This is a genomic window from Bradyrhizobium sp. B117, from assembly GCF_038969555.1.
Lineage (GTDB): Bacteria > Pseudomonadota > Alphaproteobacteria > Rhizobiales > Xanthobacteraceae > Bradyrhizobium.
This window is the reverse complement of the sequence record NZ_CP152414.1, coordinates 533,944-553,038: the sequence shown is the minus strand read 5'-3', so window position 1 is coordinate 553,038 and position 19,095 is coordinate 533,944. Positions and strand designations below refer to the sequence as shown.

Annotated in this window: 17 protein-coding genes and 1 other RNA gene; 11 read left to right on the top strand and 7 right to left on the bottom strand. The window is 65.5% G+C overall.

The window, feature by feature from the left end; translation table 11 throughout:
* The 3 genes from AAFG16_RS02610 to ffs form a co-directional block, all read right to left on the bottom strand.
* On the bottom strand, positions 1-321 hold the full coding sequence (locus tag AAFG16_RS02610; RefSeq protein ID WP_283083445.1) for a YbaB/EbfC family nucleoid-associated protein: 321 nt from the start codon (positions 319-321) through the stop codon (positions 1-3).
* Positions 322-426: 105 nt separating this feature from the next.
* Positions 427-2,268, bottom strand: coding sequence for a DNA polymerase III subunit gamma/tau (locus AAFG16_RS02605; protein WP_342737056.1), 1,842 nt, complete (start codon positions 2,266-2,268; stop codon positions 427-429).
* Positions 2,269-2,362: 94 nt separating this feature from the next.
* An RNA gene (gene ffs / locus AAFG16_RS02600) (signal recognition particle sRNA small type) lies at positions 2,363-2,459 on the bottom strand.
* Between the two features lie 183 nt (positions 2,460-2,642).
* On the opposite strand from ffs, the gene AAFG16_RS02595 reads away from it, so the two are divergent.
* The 9 genes from AAFG16_RS02595 to AAFG16_RS02555 all read left to right on the top strand — a co-directional run bounded on the left by AAFG16_RS02595 (position 2,643) and on the right by AAFG16_RS02555 (position 10,191).
* Positions 2,643-3,491 (top strand): transporter substrate-binding domain-containing protein, encoded by an 849-nt coding sequence (locus tag AAFG16_RS02595; protein WP_283083443.1) that lies wholly within the window; start codon positions 2,643-2,645, stop codon positions 3,489-3,491.
* Positions 3,492-3,678: 187 nt separating this feature from the next.
* Entirely contained in the window at positions 3,679-4,341 is a 663-nt protein-coding gene (locus tag AAFG16_RS02590; protein ID WP_283083442.1) for an amino acid ABC transporter permease, read from the top strand.
* Positions 4,338-5,144, top strand: coding sequence for an amino acid ABC transporter ATP-binding protein (locus AAFG16_RS02585; protein WP_342737054.1), 807 nt, complete (start codon positions 4,338-4,340; stop codon positions 5,142-5,144). Before AAFG16_RS02590 ends, AAFG16_RS02585 begins: the two co-directional genes overlap by 4 nt.
* Complete coding sequence (locus AAFG16_RS02580; RefSeq protein WP_342737052.1) at positions 5,144-5,899, top strand: SDR family oxidoreductase; 756 nt, start codon at positions 5,144-5,146, stop codon at positions 5,897-5,899. Before AAFG16_RS02585 ends, AAFG16_RS02580 begins: the two co-directional genes overlap by 1 nt.
* Complete coding sequence (locus AAFG16_RS02575; protein ID WP_342737050.1) at positions 5,896-7,023, top strand: muconate cycloisomerase family protein; 1,128 nt, start codon at positions 5,896-5,898, stop codon at positions 7,021-7,023. Before AAFG16_RS02580 ends, AAFG16_RS02575 begins: the two co-directional genes overlap by 4 nt.
* Before the next feature lie 262 nt (positions 7,024-7,285).
* Positions 7,286-7,705 carry an HIT family protein gene (locus AAFG16_RS02570; protein WP_092220890.1) on the top strand — a complete coding sequence of 140 codons (420 nt, stop codon included), beginning with the start codon at positions 7,286-7,288 and terminating at the stop codon, positions 7,703-7,705.
* A gap of 10 nt (positions 7,706-7,715) precedes the next feature.
* The gene (nudC, locus tag AAFG16_RS02565; RefSeq protein WP_342737047.1) at positions 7,716-8,654 is read left to right on the top strand and encodes an NAD(+) diphosphatase; all 939 of its coding nucleotides are present in this window, start codon (positions 7,716-7,718) and stop codon (positions 8,652-8,654) included.
* A 6-nt stretch (positions 8,655-8,660) separates the two neighbouring features.
* Positions 8,661-9,584 carry a sugar kinase gene (locus AAFG16_RS02560; RefSeq protein ID WP_342737045.1) on the top strand — a complete coding sequence of 308 codons (924 nt, stop codon included), beginning with the start codon at positions 8,661-8,663 and terminating at the stop codon, positions 9,582-9,584.
* A 97-nt stretch (positions 9,585-9,681) separates the two neighbouring features.
* Entirely contained in the window at positions 9,682-10,191 is a 510-nt protein-coding gene (locus tag AAFG16_RS02555) for an Lrp/AsnC family transcriptional regulator (protein ID WP_283083436.1), read from the top strand.
* A 215-nt stretch (positions 10,192-10,406) separates the two neighbouring features.
* On the opposite strand, the gene AAFG16_RS02550 is transcribed toward AAFG16_RS02555, so the two are convergent.
* Positions 10,407-11,906: a phosphomannomutase/phosphoglucomutase gene (locus tag AAFG16_RS02550; protein ID WP_283083435.1), complete on the bottom strand. Its 1,500-nt coding sequence runs from the start codon at positions 11,904-11,906 to the stop codon at positions 10,407-10,409.
* A gap of 404 nt (positions 11,907-12,310) precedes the next feature.
* Here AAFG16_RS02550 and AAFG16_RS02545 point away from each other — a divergent pair, with 404 nt between their 5' ends.
* Entirely contained in the window at positions 12,311-12,937 is a 627-nt protein-coding gene (locus tag AAFG16_RS02545; RefSeq protein ID WP_283083434.1) for a transglutaminase-like cysteine peptidase, read from the top strand.
* A gap of 35 nt (positions 12,938-12,972) precedes the next feature.
* Here AAFG16_RS02545 and AAFG16_RS02540 read toward each other — a convergent pair whose 3' ends face one another.
* The 3 genes from AAFG16_RS02540 to AAFG16_RS02530 form a co-directional block, all read right to left on the bottom strand.
* Complete coding sequence (locus AAFG16_RS02540; RefSeq protein WP_283083433.1) at positions 12,973-13,485, bottom strand: TIGR02281 family clan AA aspartic protease; 513 nt, start codon at positions 13,483-13,485, stop codon at positions 12,973-12,975.
* A gap of 317 nt (positions 13,486-13,802) precedes the next feature.
* The gene (gene hrpB / locus AAFG16_RS02535) at positions 13,803-16,277 is read right to left on the bottom strand and encodes an ATP-dependent helicase HrpB (protein WP_342737042.1); all 2,475 of its coding nucleotides are present in this window, start codon (positions 16,275-16,277) and stop codon (positions 13,803-13,805) included.
* 123 nt (positions 16,278-16,400) lie between these two features.
* Positions 16,401-17,717, bottom strand: coding sequence for a UDP-glucose/GDP-mannose dehydrogenase family protein (locus AAFG16_RS02530; protein WP_283083431.1), 1,317 nt, complete (start codon positions 17,715-17,717; stop codon positions 16,401-16,403).
* Between the two features lie 192 nt (positions 17,718-17,909).
* On the opposite strand from AAFG16_RS02530, the gene AAFG16_RS02525 reads away from it, so the two are divergent.
* Complete coding sequence (locus AAFG16_RS02525) at positions 17,910-18,977, top strand: acyltransferase family protein (protein ID WP_342737040.1); 1,068 nt, start codon at positions 17,910-17,912, stop codon at positions 18,975-18,977.
* Positions 18,978-19,095: the final 118 nt, after the last annotated feature.

Genomic DNA, 19,095 nt, shown 5'->3' with positions numbered 1-19,095 from the left:
TTACTGGCCGAACAGCCCCGGCGGCAGGCCGAGCCCGCCGGTGAGCGACTGCATCTTCTCCTGCATCGCCGTCTCCGCCTTGCGGCGGGCATCGCCAAAGGCGGTGACGAGCAGGTCTTCCAGCACCTCGCGCTCTTCCGGCTTCATCAGCGAGGGATCGATCTTGACGCCCTTCACGTCCATCTTGGCGGTCATGCGCACGGCGACGAGGCCGCCGCCGGAGATGCCCTCGACCTCTACATTGCCGAGCTGCTCCTGCATCTCCTGCATCTTGGATTGCAGCTGCGCCGCCTGCTTCATCATGCCGAGAAAGTCAGCCATGGGTGCTCGTCCTTAAAACTGGCCAAAGCGCGATGAAGCGCGCTTTTGCTTTTTTGTTCGAGCACGATCTCTCGGAAAACCGCTGCACACTTTTCCGGATCATGCTCAAAGATCGTCGTCGGCGTCGGAACCGTCGGGCGGATCGTCAGTGCCATAGTCGGCATTAATATTGGATTCCGGCGCCTCGGGGGCAAGCCTGCGGACCTCGACGACCTTCGCGCCGGGGAAACGCGACAGCACCTCCTGCACGCGCGGATCGGCCTCCGCGGTGCGGGCATGCTCCTGCTTGGCGGCCTGGTTCACCGAGCGCAGCGTCGGCTGGCCCTGCTCGTTGGAGACGATCACCGTCCAGCGCCGGCCGGTCCAGAGCTCGAATTTCTTGGCAAGCTCCGAGATCATGGTCTTGGAGGCGTTCGGCTCGAGCGCGACCTCCAGCCGGCCCTCCTCGAAACGGACGAGGCGCATGTCGCCTTCGAGCGCGCCCTTGGTCATGAGGTCGCGCTTCTGCCCGGCAAGCGCGACAAGCTGGGTGAAGCTGGTGATGCGCAGCTGGGGCGCCGCACCTTGGGTATTCGGCGCGGGCGCCGCCATTTGCGGCCGGGCGCCGCCACCGAAGGAAGTCGGCGACGAGGTCGGCATGCGAACCGGCGCCGCCGAGGCAACCGGCGCTGCGGACGCCATCGGTGCGGCCGGCGCGCTGCTACGCGCGCTACTTCCGCCACTCACGACTGGCGAGCCGCCGCCGTTCTGCTCCAGCATCCGGATCGCTTCGTCCGGCGTCGGCAGGTCGGCGACATAGGCGATGCGCACCAGCACCATCTCGGCGGCCGCGGCGGGACGCGTCGCAGCCTGCACCTCGGTGATGCCCTTGAGCAGCATCTGCCACATCCGCGACAGCACCCGCATCGAGATCTTCGAGGCGAAATCCTTCGCCCGCACCCGCTCGGTCTCGCCATAGGCGACGTTGTCGGCGGTCGCCGGCACGATCTTCACGCGGGTGACGAAGTTCACGAACTCCGCGAGGTCGGAGAGCACGACGATCGGATCGGCGCCGACGTCGTACTGATCCCGGAACTCCTTGAAGGCGGCGGCGATGTCGCCGCGCGCCAGCGAATCGAACAGGTCGATGACGCGGGTGCGGTCGGCGAGCCCCAGCATCTGCCTGACCGCGTCGGCCTTCACCTGCCCCGCCGCATGCGCGATCGCCTGGTCGAGCAGCGACAGTGAGTCGCGCACCGAGCCTTCCGCGGCGCGGGCGATGATGCCGAGCGCCTCCGGCTCGATCTCGACGTTTTCCTTGGCGGCGATATTGGCGAGGTGCTTCATCAGCACGTCGGCCTCGACCCGGCGCAGGTCGAAGCGCTGGCAACGCGACAGCACGGTGACCGGAACCTTGCGGATCTCGGTCGTCGCAAACACGAATTTGGCGTGCTCCGGCGGTTCCTCCAGCGTCTTCAGGAAGGCGTTGAACGCCGCCGTCGACAGCATGTGGACTTCGTCGATGATGTAGACCTTGTAGCGGGCGCTGGCCGGCGCGTAGCGCACGCTGTCATTGATCTGGCGGACGTCGTCGACGCCGGTGTGCGAGGCCGCGTCCATCTCCAGCACGTCCATGTGCCGGCTTTCCATGATCGCCTGGCAATGCACGCCCAAGGTCGGCATGTGGATGGTCGGCCCTTTCACCGAGCCATCCGGCATCTCGTAGTTGAGCGCCCGGGCAAGAATGCGCGCAGTGGTGGTCTTGCCGACGCCGCGGACGCCGGTGAGGATCCAGGCCTGCGGAATGCGGCCGGTCTCGAAGGCGTTGGAGACGGTGCGGACCACGGCCTCCTGGCCGATCAGGTCGTCGAATGAGGAGGGGCGGTATTTGCGCGCCAGCACCCGGTAGGGCGCGTTGCCGGCCGGGCCGGCGCTATCGGGATTGGGAGGGGCGCCAGCGTCGGTCATCGGTCGATCCGCAATGAAATGTCTCTCGGCCGGCTTTTGCGGAAAGGAGCGCGCTGGCGGGGAGCCCGCCGGCGCAATTCGCTCGGAAAAACAGGTAGGAGACTGACGAGCGACCCGATCCGGACCTCGTTAGGGCTGCTTCCTTCCGGACCTGACCCGGTTGGCGAGTGGCTCGTCCACCGCCAATCTCCCGGTCCCTATTTGGGGCCAAAGGAAGCGGAAAGCAAGCGGGTATCGGTTCGAACGGTCGGGGTTTGCCCAGCATCCGGGCAAACCCGGATCTGCCCAGCCGATAGGCTGTGCTTTCACTGATGGGACCACCTTGCTAAGAACGCTGCCGGAACTCCACCCAACCAGAAGAGCGATTGATCCCAATGGTTACACGTCGTGATGTTGCATCGATTGTCGGACTTGGCGCGGTCACCGCAGCCGCGCTGGCCGCCCCGGCCGTGGCCCAGACCGCGGCCGACCCGAACGAATCGACCTTCGCCCGCATCCGTCGCACCAAGAAGATGCGGATCGGCGCGGTCGGCGGCGGCGCGCCCTATTACATGAAGGACCTCGCCACCGGCCAGTGGAAGGGTTTTTACATCGACATTGCCAAGGGGCTTGCCGACGACATGGAGGCCGAGCTCGAGATCACCGAAACGACCTGGGGCAATTCGGTGCTCGATCTTCAGTCCAACAAGATCGACATCTTCTTCGGCCTCAACCCGACCCCAAAGCGCGCGCTGGTGGTCGATTTCTCGGTGCCGGTCTTCAACAACGCCTTCGGCATCCTCTGCAAGAAGGACTTCAAGCCGAAGAGCTGGGCCGAGCTGAACTCGCCCGACATCAAGATCGCCGTCGACCAGGGCTCCTCGCACGACCAGGTCGTCAGTCGTCTGACGCCGAAGGCGCAGATCTCGCGCCTGAAGACCGCCGATGATGCCACCGCCGCCCTGCAGACCGGCCGCGTCGACGCGCAGTGCCTGATCACCATGCTGTCGCTGACCGTCTTGAAGAAGAATCCCTCGCTCGGCCAGTTCGTGCTGCCGACGCCGATCTTCGCGACGACGTCGAACGCCGGCTTCCGCCGCGAGAACGACAAGACCTTCCGCGACTATGTCAACACCTGGATCGACTTCAACAAGGGCCTCGGCTTCATCCGCAACGCGATCATCACCAACATGGAGCTGGTGGGCGTGACGGAAGCGGACATTCCGCCGGGCGTGTCGTTGTAAGTTGATGTTCGCGGCAGGCTCGCTCCGCGGACTCCGCTCCGCCCCCTCCCACGCTTGCGGGGGAGGGTCGGGGAGAGGGTGCTTCCGCAAAGAGACTCCCCTAGAGGACAGAGCCCTCACCCGCCTCGCATCTTCGATGCGAGCCGACCTCTCCCGCAAGCGGGAGAGGTGAAGGAAGAAAGCACGCATGTATCAGTGGGACTTCGGCATCCTCTGGAGCTATCGCTGGCTCTTTCTCAACGGGCTTGGCGTCACTGTCGGCTTCACCGTGGTGATCGTGCTGCTTGGCCTAGTGTTCGGCCTGCTCGGCGCGTTCGGCAGCCTGTCGCGCTTCAAGGCCGTGCGTCTCGTCGCGCTCGCCTTCATCGAGGCGTTCCGCTGCACGCCGATCCTGGTGCAGCTGATCTGGTTCTACTACGCGCTGCCGATCCTCGCCGGCGTCGAGATGACGCCGATCACCGCCTCGGCGCTGGCGCTCTCGCTCTATGGCGGCTCGTTCTATTCGGAGATCATTCGCGGCGGCATCATCTCGATCGACAAGGGCCAATCGGAGGCCGGTGCCGCGCTCGGCATGACGCCGGGCCAGACCATGCGGCGCATCGTGCTGCCGCAGGCGATCAAGCGCATGATCCCGGCGCTGATGAACCAGTCGATCATCCAGTTCAAGAACACCTCGCTGGTTTCGGTGCTGGCGGTGCCTGACCTCGTCTATCAAAGCCAGGTCGCAGCCCATGACAGCTACCGGCCGCTGGAGACTTACACCGCGGTGGCGGTAGCCTATGCGGCGATCCTGATCCCGCTCACCATCATCGTCCGCCGCGGCGAGAAGCGACTGGCGGTGAGCGAATGAGCGAGCCATCCAAGAACACTTCGAAAATCGAGATCCGAGCCTTACGCAAGAGCTTTGGCAGCAACGAGGTTTTGAAGAACATCAATCTTGACGTCGCCAAGGGCGGCGTCGTGGCGCTGATCGGACCGTCAGGCTCCGGCAAGTCGACGCTGCTCCGCTGCATCAACCTGCTGGTCGAGCCCGACGGCGGCAGCGTCCGCGTCGGCGACACACGCTTCTCGTTCGGTGAAGGCACCAAGCTCCCCGACGTAAAAACGCTGGCAAAATTTCGCGCCACCACCGGCATGGTGTTCCAGCATTTCAACCTGTTCCCGCACATGACGACGCTCCAGAACGTCATGGAGGGCCCGGTCACGGTGCGGCGCATGGCCAGGGCCGACGCCGAAAAGCTTGCGCGGGCGCAGCTTGCGAAAGTCGGCCTTGCCGAGAAGGCCGACCAATATCCGGCGACGCTCTCCGGCGGCCAGAAGCAGCGCGTTGCGATCGCACGCGCGCTGGCGATGGAGCCTGATGTCATGCTGTTCGACGAGGCCACCTCGGCGCTCGACCCCGAGCTCGTCGGCGAGGTGCTCAACGTGATGCAGCGCCTCGCCTCCGAAGGCATGACCATGGTGATCGTGACCCACGAGATCGCATTCGCCCGCGAGGTCGCCGACCGTTTGATCTTCATGCGCGACGGTGTGGTCGTGGAGGAAGGTCCGGCGCGGCAGGTGATCGACAACCCGCAGCAAGCGGCGACGCGCGCCTTCCTCAGCCATTTCCACCGCACCGGCGCGTTGCCGCCGGCCAACGCGACACCGTGATGCCTGATATCGATCGCGCCTATCTCGTCACCGGTGCCGCCAGCGGCATCGGCCGTGCTTCTGCAAAACTGCTCGCCGGCCCCGGCGCGGCGCTACTGCTGCACACCCGCTCCAATGCTGAAGGCCTCGACGCCACTGCGGCAGAGGCCGAAGCGAAAGGTGCCGTTGTCGCGAAGTGTCTCGGCGATCTTGCCGAGCAAGCGGCCGTCACCGACGCCATCGCCGCCGCGCAGGCCGCCTTCGGCCGGCTCGACGGATTGATCCTGATCGGCGGCCATGCCCGCCGCGGCAGCGCCATCGGCACGCCGGCGGATCAATTCCGGCAGGCGATGGATGAATCCGCGCTGGCCTTCACACGTCTCGTTGACGCCGCGCTGCCGCTGCTGCGCGCCGGACAGCACGCGCGAATCGTGGCGGCGTCGTCCTTCGTGGCGCACGCGATCCGGCCCGAATTCGCACCCTTCGCAGCCACCGCCGCGAGCCGCTCCGCGCTGGAAGCGCTGGTGCGCCTCACCGCGATGGAGCTTGCGAAAGACGGCATCACCGTCAACGCGGTTTCGCCAGGCCTCATCGTCAAGGACAAGCCGAGCGAGAGCCGGCTGTCGCCCGAACAGATCGCCGCGACCGAGGCGCTGATCCCGATGCGCCGCCGCGGGCGCCCGGAGGAAGTCGCCGAAATCATCGCCTTCCTGGCATCCCCGAAGGCGTCCTACGTCACCGGCCAGGTCTGGCACGTCAATGGAGGCCTGACATGACCGAAGCAACCGTCGCACGTATCAGGCTGTTCCTGATCGAAAGCCCGATCAAGATGGCGCGCCTGCAGGGCGTCGGCAACGTCAAGGGCACGGTGAAGCGCGTGCTGATCGAACTGACCTCCAGCGACGGCGTGGTCGGTTGGGGTGAAGCGGCGCCGTGGGAGGTGTTCACGGGAACGCCGGAAGCGGCATTCTCCGCGCTCGACATCTATCTGCGGCCGATCCTGCTCGGCAAACCCGTGCGCCGCATCCGTGCGCTGATGGCCGAGCTCGACCGCGCGTTGGTCGGCCATGCCGAGGCCAAGGTCGGGATCGAGATGGCGCTGCTCGACATCGTCGGCAAGACCTCGGGGCTGTCGGTCGCCGACCTGCTGGGCGGCCGTGTGCGCGACACGATCCCCCTCTCCTTCTCGATCGCCGATCCCGATTTCGCCGCCGATCTCGAACGCATGCGAAAGATGGTTCCTGAGGGGAACGTCATCTACAAGGTCAAGACCGGCGTGAAACCGCATCGCGAGGACCTCGACCATCTCGAAGCGATTCGCAAAGAGTTTGGCGAAAAGGTCGATCTGCGCGTCGACTACAACCAGGCGCTGGCGCCGTTCGGCGCGATCAAGATCCTGCGCGATGTCGAAGAGTTTTCGCCGACCTTCATCGAGCAGCCGGTGCCACGCAAATTTCTCGACGTGATGGCGCAGCTCACCGCGGCGCTGGAGACGCCCGTGCTCGCCGACGAAAGCTGCTTTGATCGCCGCGACATGATGGAGGTGGTGCGCCGCGAGGCGGCCGATGCCGTCTCGATCAAGCTGATGAAGGCCGGCGGCCTGTTCGAGGCGCAGGCGATCATGGCGATCGCCGACATCGCCGGCCTGCCCGGCTATGGCGGCACGCTGTGGGAGGGCGGCATTGGCCTTGCTGCCGGCACGCAGCTGATTGCAGCCACACCAGGCATCTCGCTCGGCTGCGAATTCTACATGCCACATCACGTGCTGACCGAGGACGTGCTGGAGGAGCGTGTGGCGAACCGCGCTGGTCACGTCGTGGTGCCCGACGGTCCCGGCCTCGGCATCCGCGTCAGCGAAGCCTCGGTCCGCGCCAATGCGCGGGTGTTGGCGGAGGCGTAGTTTCCGTCATTCCGGGGCGCGCGCAGCGCGAGCCCGGAATCCATAACCACAGGATCGAGTTTGGCGAAGATTCGCAGTTGCCAGCTCGGGCCACACTTCTCCCTGTGGTTATGGGTCCCGGATCTGCGCTCCGCTTCGCTGCGCTTGTCCGGGACGACGATCGCGTATGCGGTGACAGCGTAGCGCAATCCTTCCCCTATTGGACCCCGTATCGTATGGTCGGACCCAACACGCCCGTCCTACGGGCCATCCGGAAACGCATATGTCTGATCCCGCCTGGTCGCTGCACTCTCGCCTGAAAGAGGACACCATCGACATCGGCGATCTGCCGCTGTCAAAGGTGCTGGTCATCAAGGACGCGCATTATCCCTGGCTCTTGCTGGTGCCGCGGCGCCCCGACGCGGTCGAGATCATCGATCTCGACGAAGTCCAGCAGGCGCAATTGATGACGGAGATCTCCCGCGTCTCGCGCGCGCTCAAGGAGATCACCAAATGCGACAAGCTCAATGTCGCAGCCCTCGGCAACCTCGTGCCGCAGCTTCACGTTCACATCATCGCGCGCCGGACCAGCGACGCCGCCTGGCCGCGGCCGGTCTGGGGCGTGATGCCGCCGCTGGCACACGATGCCGCGGAGGTTCAGAATTTCATCAGCGCGCTTCGCCGAAAAATCTGGTTGGGTTGAAAGAATAACAATGTCAGCATTCGACGCGTTTCCGCTGGGACAGCCGGCCTTCGTCACCAACGTGCTCGACCGCGCCGCGCATCTGCGGCGCGACGACGAAAAACTGTTCGCGCTGGAGCAGAAATCCTCATCGCGCGCCTATGTCGTCTACCGCGACTCGCTGCTGGTGAAGCGCGACGGCGACAAGGCCCGCGCGCTGCTCGGAATCGACGAGGCGCTGAAATGCGGCGCCAATCCCGGCACGATCTTTTTGGGTCTGCGCGACGGCGCCGCGGTCTTCGGCATGGGGATGTCGCAGGCCGCCGCCGAGAAGCTGATCGGCCGTGAGGACTACACCGTCACCGAGCTGCGCGGCATGGCAATGCAGGGCGCGATCCCGCCCGACGAGCTCTCGGCGGTCGCGATGGCGAAGTCGATGGTCAGCTGGCATCAGCGCCATGGCTATTGCGCCAATTGCGGCGCCCGCAGCGCGATGAAGGAAGGCGGCTGGAAGCGCGAATGTCCCGCTTGCAAGGCCGAGCACTTTCCGCGCACCGATCCGGTCGTGATCATGCACGTGGCATCCGGCGAGAAATGCCTGCTCGGCCGCCAGAAGCAGTTTCCGCCGGGCATGTTTTCGTGCCTCGCCGGCTTCGTCGAGGCCGCCGAGACCATCGAGGACGCGGTGCGCCGCGAGATCCTCGAAGAATCCGGCATCCGCTGCACCGACGTGCAATATTACATGACGCAGCCCTGGCCCTATCCGTCGTCGCTGATGATCGGCTGCAGCGCGCGGGCGCTGAACGAGGACATCGTGGTCGACCATTCGGAGCTCGAGGACGCGCGCTGGTTCACGCGCGAGGAGGCGGCAAAGATGCTGACGCGGACCCATCCGGACGGGCTCGCCGGCCCGCATCCCTTCGCTATCGCCCATCACCTGCTCGGCCGCTGGGTGCACGACAAGAGCTGACCGCCGATGGCGCTACCTGCGACCGCGCCGCGCATCCTCTGCATCGGCATTCCCGTGCGCGACCTGACCTTCCGGGTCGATTCCGTGCCCGCGCGCGGCAGCAAGGCCAACGCCAGCCATCTCGCGGAGATCTGTGGCGGCAACGCGCTCAACGCTGCCATCGCGATGGCGCGACTTGGCGGCCGCGTCGCATTCGCAGGTCCCATGGGCGATGCGCGCGAGACGTCGAGCGATTTCATTCCGACGCAGATGGCGCGGGAGCACATCGACACCACCCATATCGTGCGCATGCCCGGACTAACCACACCGGTCTCCGCGATCATGATCGAGCCCTCCGGCGAGCGAACGCTCACGATCTATCGCGATCCCGCGCTGTGGAGCGTGAAGCTGCCGGCCGCTGACGAGTTGCTGGCCGATTGTCAGGCGGTCCTGATCGAGAGCCGCTGTGGCGCCTTTTGCAGCGACCTCTGTGCTGAAGCACGCCGGCGCGGCATTGCCGTCATCGTCGGCGTCGATCGCGCCATGTCGTTGCAGGACGGCCTGCTCACCACCGCTTCGCACCTGCTATTCTCGAGCGAGCAGGTGCAGGAGACCGCCGGTATCGCCGATGATGGTGAAGCCCTGAAGCGCCTCGCCGCCCTGACGCCGGCCTTCCTCGCCGCCACCCGCGGCCCCCGCGGCACGATCTGGCTGAACCAGGCGGGCGAGCTCGAGGAGACGGCGGCATTTCCGGTGGAGGCGGTCGATACGCTCGGCGCTGGCGACGTCTTCCATGGCGCCTTCACGCTTCGCCTCGCCGAGCGGGGCGACGTGCGGGAGGCGCTGCGATTCGCCGCGGCGGCCGCCGCGCTGAAATGCAGCCGCCATGGCGGCGGCCCAGCCGCCCCACAACGCATTGAAGTTGAAGAGCTTTTGCTCCGCGGCCCCTAGAGCAATTCCACCGCCGCGCCGAGAATATGGGCTTGCTATAGAAAGTTTTTCTCTATATCAGGGAAATCAGCCCCTGAAATGGAACAAAGTTCTTCAAATGAGTGACCTTGCCGTCCAGATCCCCGAGACCAGCCGCCGCCTCGATGCCATCGACCGCAAGATCCTGATGGTACTCCAGGAGGATGCCTCCCTGTCCGTCGCCGAGATCGGCGACCGTGTCGGCCTGTCCTCGACCCCCTGCTGGAAGCGCATCCAGCGCCTTGAGGCCGACGGCGTGATCCTGAAGCGGGTCGCCCTGGTCGACCAGAACAAGATTGGCCTCGGCATCTCCGTGTTCGTCTCGGTGGAGAGCTCCGATCATTCCGACGCCTGGCTGAAGAAGTTCGCCGAAGCCGTCAGCGCCATGCCTGAGGTGATGGAATTCTACCGCATGGCCGGCGACGTCGATTACATGCTGCGCGTCGTGGTCGCGGACATGCAGGCCTACGACGTGTTCTACAAGAAGCTGATCAGCGCCGTGCCGCTGAAGAACGTCACCTCGCGCTTCGCGATGGAGAAGATCAAGTCGGTGACAGCGCTGCCGATCCCGGCGGTGGTGGCGGCGTAGCCTTCACCTCTCCCCGCTTGCGGGGAGAGGTCGGATTGCGCTCGGCGATGCGAAGCATCGTCCGATGCAATCCGGGTGAGGGGATACAGGTCCCTCGGCGATCTCACGTGCGGAGAGAGGCCCTCACCCCAACCCTCTCAGCGCGAGCGAAGCTCGTCGCGGCCCCGTAAGAACGGGGCGAGGGCGTGGACCGCCGTCGGAGCGGTCAACCCACCTCAAATCGTCTGATTGTACGCGCCGACCTCGGGATGCGTGCGCAGCACGCTGTTCACCATCTCGAACATGTCGTGCATGCGCTGCTCGGAGACCGGGCTTTCGACCACGACGACGAGCTCGGGCTTGTTGGAGGAGGCGCGCATCAGGCCCCAGCTGCCATCCTCCACCGTAACGCGCACGCCGTTGACGGTGACGAGATCGCGGATCGCCTGCCCACCGATCTTCGCGCCCTTCGCCTGCAGATCCTCGAAGTGCTTCACCACCTTGTCGATGACGCCGTATTTGACCTCGTCGGCGCAATGCGGCGACATCGTCGGCGACGACCAGGTCTTGGGCAGCGCGTTCTTCAAGTCCGCCATCGACTTGCCGGGGGCGCGGTCGAGCATGTCGCAGATCGCGATCGCCGAGACCAGGCCGTCGTCATAGCCGCGGCCGTAGGGCTTGTTGAAGAAGAAGTGTCCGGACTTCTCGAAGCCCGCGAGCGCGCCCGTCTCGTTGGTGCGGCGCTTCATGTAGGAATGGCCGGTCTTCCAATAAGCGGTCTTCGCGCCCTGCTTCTGCAGAACCGGATCGGTGACGAACAGGCCGGTCGACTTCACGTCGACGATGAACTGCGCGTCCTTGTGGATCGCCGACATGTCGCGCGCCAGCATCACGCCGACCTTGTCGGCAAAAATCTCCTCGCCGGTATTGTCGACGACGCCGCAGCGGTCGCCGTCGCCGTCGAAGCCGAGACCGACATCGGCCTTGTGATGCAGCACGGCGTCGCGGATCGCGTGCAGCATCTCCATGTCTTCTGGGTTCGGATTGTATTTCGGGAAGGTGTGGTCGAGGTCGGTGTCGAGCGGGATCACCTCGCAGCCGATCGCCTCCAGCACCTGCGGCGCGAACGCGCCGGCCGTGCCGTTGCCGCAGGCGGCGACCACCTTGAGCTTGCGCGTCAGCTTCGGACGATTGGTGAGATCGGCGATGTAGCGCGCCGGATAGTTCTCGTGGAACTGGTAGGAGCCGCCTGCCTTGTTCTTGAACTCGGCGTTGAGGACGATCTCCTTCAACCGCGTCATCTCGTCGGGGCCGAAGGTCAGCGGACGGTTGGCGCCCATCTTCACGCCGGTCCAGCCATTGTCGTTGTGAGAGGCGGTGACCATGGCAACGCAGGGCACGTCGAGATCGAACTGCGCGAAATAGGCCATCGGCGTCACGGCGAGGCCGATGTCGTGCACTTTGCAACCCGCCGCCATCAGGCCCGAGATCAGCGCGTATTTGATCGAGGCCGAATAGCCGCGGAAATCGTGGCCGGTGACGATCTCCTGTTTGACGCCAAGCTCGGCGATCAGCGCGCCCAGCCCCATGCCGAGCGCCTGGATTCCCATCAGGTTGATTTCCTTCTGGAACAGCCAGCGCGCGTCGTATTCGCGAAAGCCGGTCGGCTTCACCATCGGCTCGGATTCGAAGCCGTAGGTATTGGGCAAAAGTACGGATTTCGGCTTGGGAAACATTGAGACAATCTCGCGGGAGGGGGCAGGAATTGGTGCAGCCTTAGCGAATGCCGGGCTGCAGCGGAAGGAGGGAATGGCAGCTTATGGCTGATAATTGCGGCAGTTTGGTAACGGGAAAACCTTACTGCTGCCTCACGATGCGCGCGATCGCGCACTACAGTGGCGGGATTCTGTCATGATCGATCGCACCCTCAGATGCGCCGTCGCGCCTCACCGTGTCTGATCGAGGGATCGTATTGAAGCCGTCCGGGCCGGCCGCGGATATCCACTCAGGGTTACTCCGCCTCGCTCGCTAATTTATCCGCAATCGCCATGGCGCAGCACGCGGCCTGACTGATCATTTGGATCATTAACGGAAGCCTCGTCTCAAGCTCTCTCCACACGTCACGCGTAGGAGACAAGCGATGCGCACGGTGTCGATCCTAGTCGCAATCGCGGCCGGCACGGTCTTGTCGATCTGCCAAACGATGGCCGCTCATTCGGCCAATGAGAGGTTGTCTGGGCCGCCGACCAGTGCCTCGCCGGCGCCTCTCCACCTCAGGTTCGGCGATCTGACACTTCCGCCGATGGCATATACGAAGTTCTGCCTGAACTACCGGGACGAGTGTCGCCCTCGCCTGCTGTTTCGTGGCGGTCCGGTTCACTTGACCGAGGCACGATGGAAGGATCTGAAAGAGGTCAACGAGACCGTAAACAGCAGCATCGTCCCGGAGCCGAACGAACTGGGTCTCGCCGCAGAAACCTGGGTCATCGATCCCGAGCGCGGCGACTGCAACGACTACGCCGTCAGCAAGCGCCACCAGCTCCTGAGGCGAGGCTGGCCCCAGCGGGCGCTTCTGCTCGGCGAGGTCGCGACGGTCTGGGGCAAGCGTCACCTGGTGTTGGTCGTTCGAACCCAGGGCGGCGATCTGGTGCTGGATAATCTGACTGCGCAAATCAGACCTTGGCCGCGCGCACCCTATCGCTGGATTCGCGTTCAATCGCCGAGCGACCCGCGATATTGGAACATCGTCGCTCCACGCAGCGTGTAGGGCTTCGCCGCAAGGCCGGTGGATGGAACGCTCGCCTACTGCTCCAGCACCATCTGGCCGTTGGCGTATTCGAAGCGCTTGAGGCGGGACAGGAAGGAGAGGCCGAGAAGGTTCTCCGACAGCGCCTCGTCGGGCAGCACCATGGCATCGACGTCGCGCACGACGAGGCCGCCGACATCCAGCATGGCGATGCGGGTGCGTGCGGCCTTGATGGTGCCGTTAGCGGTGGAGACGGTGGCGTTGTACTCGCTGCGCGACGGGCGAAGGCCGAAGCGGGCCGCAGAGGTCTCGTTCAACGCGACGACGGAGGCGCCGGTGTCGACCATGAAGCCGATGCGCTGGCCCTCGATCCGGCCCTCGGTCTGAAAATGACCGCGGCCGTCGCGCGGGATGTTGAGCGTGCGGCCGCCGGCGGGCGCCATCGCCGCAACCGCGACCGTCGTGCGCGGCGCGGAGGTCGCGGAGGCCGAGCTCATCTTGTCCGCCATCTGCGCCATGAAGGTGCCGAGGCCGATCATGACGGCCGCGATGATCATAATGTTACGCATCACACCACTTCCGAGCCGGAAAGCCCGATTTCACCACGCCATATGCCCGCCCGCGAGCGAGGCCGCGGGCAAAGCGGTGCCATTTTGACGAAAAGGATGAGCGAACGGTTAATGGGCGACTTCGAATCTCTTCCCGCAGGCTACGCATTGTGCGCTCGGGGCGCCGACAGTCTCCACAGCGTCATGGCCGGGCTCGTCCCGGTCATCCACGTCTTGCCACGCGGCACAAAGAACGTGGATGCCCGGGACAAGCCCGGGCATGACGAGAATGTTCAAACGCGATTGCCCTGCCGCCCGCGGGGGAGGGAGAACGCATCTCACGTCCCGCGCGGCTTCGCCCGCCTCGTCGGCACGGCGCTGGCGGGATCGTCCGGCCAGGGATGGCGCGGGTAGCGGCCGCGCAGGTCGGAGCGGACCGCGGCGTAGCTGCCGCGCCAGAAGCCAGGAAGATCGCGCGTCACCTGGACCGGGCGCTGCGCCGGCGACAGCAGCTCCAGCACCAGCGGCACCTTGCCGGCGGCGATCGAGGGATGGGTGTTGAGGCCGAACAATTCCTGCAGCCGCACTGCGATGGTCGGCCCCTGCTCCGCCTCATAGTCGATCGCGAGCACGCTGCCGGTCGGCGCCTCGAAATGCGTCGGCGCTTCGCGGTCGAGCCGCGCGCGCATCTCCCAGGGCAATAGCGCCATCAATGCGTCGGAGAGATCGCCGGCCGAGATGTCCTTGAGCGCAATCTTGTCGTAGAGCGCCGGCACCAGCCAATCGTCGCGCCGCGCGATCAGCCCGTCGTCGGACAGATCCGGCCAGCTATCGCCCTCGGCCTTGCGCAGGAACATCACGCGGTCGCGCCATTGTTTTGCGGCCTTCGACCAGGGCAGCCGGTCGAGGCCCGCAGCGATCAACCCATCGGCAAAAATGCGCGCGGTGTCCTCCGAGGGCGACACGGCAAGTGTGGCCTCGGAGAGCGTAATCGCATGCAGCGCGCGTTTGCGCCGCGCGCGCAGCGCCATCGCGCCGCGATCGAACGAGATCTCGTCGACGCTCTCGATATGCTCGGCGAAATGCTGCTCGATTTCGTCCTGTGTGATCTGCGCGGCGAGCAGGATGCGTCCGCTCGCGGCCGTGCCCGTCATCTCGCCGATCGCGATATAGGGCGCGCGGGCGAGCGACGAGGTCTGCTCCACGGCAGCGCCGCGGCCGTTGGCGAGCACGAAACTGCCATTGCCGCGGTTGCGTGCGACGCGGTCCGGGAAGGCGTAGGCGAGCATCAGGCCGGTGGAGAGATCACCCTGCTCGCTCGCCTTCTCCGACGCCGCCACCTGCGAGGCCCAGCGCCGCGCGAGGTCGCGCGCGCTTGCGGCACGCGGCGAGCGGTCGCGGCGGAACTGGTCGCGCCGGCGCTCGAGATCGACGCTGTCGCCGCCAAGCCCACGCTCGGTGATGATCGCCGCGATCTCGGCGGCGGCTTCGCCTTCGCCTGCGCGATGCGAATCCACGATCATGCGCGCGAGCCGCGGCGGCAGCGCCAGCGCGCGCAGGCTCTTGCCTTCCGCGGTGATGCGGCCATCGCCGTCGAGCGCATTGAGCTCTTCGAGCAGGCTCTTTGCTTCTTTCCACGCGGGCGCCGGCGGCGGATCGAGGAACGACAGCGCGGCGGGATCGGCGACGCCCCATTGCGCGAGGTCGAGCACCAGCGAGGACAGGTCGGCGCTGAGGATCTCCGGCTGGGTGTAGGGCGCAAGCGAAGCCGTCTGCGGCTCGTCCCAGAGCCGATAGCAGACGCCGGGCTCGGTACGGCCGGCGCGGCCGCGGCGCTGGTCCACCGCCGCACGCGCGGCGCGCACGGTCTCGAGCCTGGTCAGGCCGATGTCGGGCTCGTAGCGCGGCACGCGTGCGAGGCCGGAATCGACGACGATGCGCACGCCCTCGATGGTGAGCGAGGTCTCCGCGATCGAGGTCGCCAGCACGACCTTGCGCGTGCCCTTCGGCGCCGGCGCAATGGCGCGGTCCTGCACGGCGGCGTCGAGCGCGCCGAACAGCGGCACGATCTCGATGGAGGCGTCCTGCACGCGCTCGCCGAGGAAGTTCTGGGTGCGGCGGATTTCGGCGGCGCCCGGCAGAAAGGCCAGCACCGAGCCGCTGTCGGCGCGGAGCGCGGAGACAATCGCATCCGCCATCTGCCGCTCGATCGGCGCGTCCGCCTTGCGGCCGAGATAACGCGTCTCGACCGGAAACGCCCGGCCCTCGCTCTCGACGACAGGTGCCTCGCCGAGCAGCTTTGCGACGCGGGCGCCGTCCAGCGTTGCCGACATCACGAGGATGCGTAAGTCTTCGCGCAAACCGAGTTGCGCGTCGCGGGCCAGCGCGAGGCCCATGTCGGCATCGAGCGAGCGCTCGTGGAATTCATCGAACAGGATGGCGGCGACGCCTGACAGTTCGGGATCGTCGAGGATCTGGCGGGTGAAGATGCCCTCGGTCACGACCTCGATGCGCGTGGCGCGCGAGATCTTCGAGCCGAAACGGACGCGGTAGCCGACCGTCTCCCCCGTACGCTCGCCGAGCGACTTGGCCATGCGGTCGGCGCTGGCGCGCGCGGCGATGCGGCGCGGCTCCAGTACGATGATCTTCTTGTTCCTGGCCCAGGGTGCATCGAGCAGCGCCAGCGGCACGCGCGTGGTCTTGCCGGCGCCGGGCGGCGCCACCAGCACGGCGGCGTTATGCGCCTCCAGCGTGCGCGAGAGGTCGTCGAGCACGACGTCGATCGGGAGGGGGGTGTCGAAGGTGCGGGGCAAGAAATCATCCGGTCGTCATGCCCGGGCTTGTCCCGGGCATTCACGTCTTGGACTAGAAAACAGACGTGGATGGCCGGGACAAGCCCGGCCATGACGGTTTTAGACGACAATGATGTCTGGCTATCAGCCCTGCACCGGCGGGCGGCCAACGCTCTCGTAGGTGAAGCCGGCGGCTTCCATCTCTTCCGGGCGATAGATGTTGCGGAGGTCGACGATGATGGGCTGGGCCATGGCGCTCTTCAGCCGATCGAGGTCGAGCGCGCGGAACTGGACCCATTCGGTGACGATGACGACCGCGTCGGCGCCTTGCGCGCACGAATAGGCGTCCTCGCAATAGGTGATGCTGGGCAGCTCACCCTTGGCCTGCTCCATGCCGACCGGGTCGAACGCCTTGACGTTCGCGCCCATGTCGATGAGGCCGGTGACCAGCGGGATCGACGGCGCATCGCGCATGTCGTCGGTGTCGGGCTTGAAGGTGAGGCCGAGCACCGCGATGGTCTTGCCGCGCAAGGAGCCGCCGAGCGCCTGGCTCACTTTGCGCGCCATCGCGCGCTTGCGGTTCTCGTTGACCGCCAGCACGGACTCGACGATGCGCAGCTGCACGTCATGGTCCTGCGCGATCTTGATCAGCGCCTTGGTGTCCTTCGGGAAGCACGAGCCGCCGAAGCCGGGACCGGCATGCAGGAACTTGGTGCCGATGCGGTTGTCCAGGCCAATGCCGCGCGCGACCTCCTGGACGTTGGCGCCGGCCTTTTCGGACAGGTCCGCGATCTCGTTGATGAAGGTGATCTTGGTCGCCAGGAACGCGTTCGCGGCGTATTTGATCATCTCCGCGGTGCGGCGCGCGGTGAACATCAGCGGCGCCTGGTTCAGCGACAGCGGCCGATAGATGTCGCCCATCACCTTGCGGCCGCGCTCGTCGGAGGTGCCGACCACGATGCGGTCGGGGAACTTGAAGTCTCGGATCGCGGCGCCCTCGCGCAGAAATTCGGGATTGGAGGCGACCACGACATCGGCGTTGGGATTGGCCTCGCGGATGATGCGCTCGACCTCGTCGCCGGTGCCGACCGGCACGGTCGACTTGGTCACCACCACGGTGAAACCGGACAGCGCCTGCGCGATCTCTTTCGCGGCGGCGTAGACGTAGGACAGATCGGCATGGCCGTCGCCGCGGCGCGACGGGGTGCCGACCGCGATGAACACGGCGTCGGCCTCGGCGACCGGCTTCGACAGATCGGTGGTGAAGTCCAGCCGCTTGGCCTTGACGTTATTGGCGACCAGCTCGTCCAGCCCGGGCTCGTAGATCGGGATCTCGCCGCGATGAAGCGCCGCGATCTTCTTCTCGTCCTTATCGACGCAAGTCACGTCGTGACCGAAATCCGCAAAGCAGGCCCCGGACACCAGTCCCACATAACCCGTGCCGATCATCGCGATTCGCATGAAAAACCCTGTTCTGGCTGGTTAACAAAACCCCAACTTGGGTCGGTTTAGCATTTTCCTGCGGGGAGGGAACAGTCCGCATGCAAAAACCGGCACGCGACTTGAACCGGTAAAGAAGTCGGAAACCACTGGGATCCAAACTGCCCCACGCCCATACAGAGCCGGGCGGAACACGCCTCGAAACGGGACACCATGGCATCATCAGGCACAATCGCCGCGAGCGCGAGCCCGAAGGGCTCGACGGCCGGGCGTGTCGACTGGGTCGACTACGCCAAGGGTATCTGCATCGTCATGGTCGTGATGATGCATTCGGTGCTGGGGGTGGAGCTCGCCGCCGGCGAGACCGGTTTCATGCATGTCCTGGTGGCCTTCGCAAAGCCGTTCCGGATGCCCGATTTCTTCCTGATCTCGGGCCTGTTCCTGCCACTGGTGATCGATCGCGACTGGCGAACCTATCTCGATCGCAAGGTGGTGCATTTCGCCTATTTCTATGTCGTCTGGGTGACAATCCAGTTCGGCTTCAAGGCGCCCGCCTTCGCCGCGGAATCGAGCTGGCGTGATGCGGGCCTGCTGTATCTGGAATCCTTCATCGAGCCGTTCGGCACGCTGTGGTTCATCTATCTGCTGCCGATGTTCTTCGTCGTCACAAAACTGACACGGCAAATCCCGCCGCTTGCGATCTGGCTCGTTGCCGCCGCGCTCGAGACGGCGCGCATCGCAACCGGCTGGACCGCGATCGACGAATTCTGCGCGCGCTTCGTCTACTTCTATTCGGGCTACCTGTTCGCGCCTTACGTGTTCGCGCTGTCGGATCGCGCGCGAAAACATCCCGCGCTGGCGCTCGCCACCCTCGCGACCTGGGCGCTGGTCAATGCCGGCCTCGTCGCATATGGGGCCAGCGAGTGGAAGATCGTCTCGCTCGTGCTTGGTTTCGCCGGCGCCTGCGCCATCGTTACGATGGGCACGCTGCTGGCGCGCGCGCATTGGCTGAACTTCTTCCGCTTCTGCGGCGAGCATTCGATCGTGATCTATCTCATCTTCTTCCTGCCGATGGCGGCAACCCGCACGCTGCTCTTGCGTACTGGCGTCATTGCCGACATCGGCACGGTGTCGCTGATCGTCACCATTGTCGGCGTGATCGGATCGCTGGCGATCTGGCAGGCCGCACTGCGGACGGGCGCCCACTTCCTGTTCGAGCGGCCGGATGCGTTCTGGATCGCGCCGAAGAAGGCGGGGCCGGTGTTGCAGGCGGCGGAGTAAGGCTCTCTCCTTACGGTCGTCCCGGGGCGCGCCAACGGGTCCGGGACGACAGTGGGGATAGCGGTGCCAGCAAGCCAAAAATCCCCCTTCCAAGGCTGTCAAAACCCGCAAAAATTCA